Source organism: Mesorhizobium sp. M2A.F.Ca.ET.039.01.1.1 (genome assembly GCF_003998035.1).
Lineage (GTDB): Bacteria > Pseudomonadota > Alphaproteobacteria > Rhizobiales > Rhizobiaceae > Mesorhizobium.
Map to the genome: position 1 here is coordinate 1 of NZ_RZRY01001428.1, position 602 is coordinate 602.

Consider the following 602-nt stretch of genomic DNA (forward strand, 5'->3'; position numbering starts at 1 on the left):
CAGTAGGGCAGTAGGGCAGTAGGGCAGTAGGGCAGTAGGGCAGTAGGGCAGTAGGGTGTGACGTCCCGGAGTGCTTGCGCATGCGATGTGCGCGCCCCTATTGCCTTACTGCCCTACTCCCTTACTCCCCTGATTTCCTCAGCAGATAAGTGTCCATGATCCAGCCCTTTTTCCGGCGGGCTTCCTCGCGGACCTTCTCGATCTTGGCACCGACATCGCCTAGGCGTCCGGAGATGACGATCTCATCCGGCGTGCCGAGATAGGCGCCCCACTGGATGAAGACATCCTTGTCGGCCAGCGTGTTGAAGGCGCATTTGCCGTCGAGCATGACTATGGTCGAGCCGGCATTGGCCGGCAGGCCTTCTTCGGTCAGCCGGCGGCCGGTGGTCACCAGGATCGAATCGCCGATGCGGTTGAGCGCGGTCGCGTGGGCGGCGGCCAGCGCCTGGATCGCAGTGATGCCGGGGATGACTTCGAGCTCGAAACCCACATTGCCCCTCAGGCGGACGCGCTCGAGGATGCGCAGCGCGCTGTCGTAGAGCGAAGGGTCGCCCCAGATCAGGAAGGCGCCGCAGCCATCTTCGGCAAGCTCGTCGCGGACC

General features: G+C 64.0%; 1 protein-coding gene. It reads right to left on the reverse strand.

What is annotated here, in order from left to right:
- Positions 1–121: 121 nt before the first annotated feature.
- The coding region (cobF, locus tag EOA24_RS40260; RefSeq protein ID WP_127410937.1) for a precorrin-6A synthase (deacetylating) at positions 122–602 on the reverse strand (481 nt) is incomplete at its 5' end.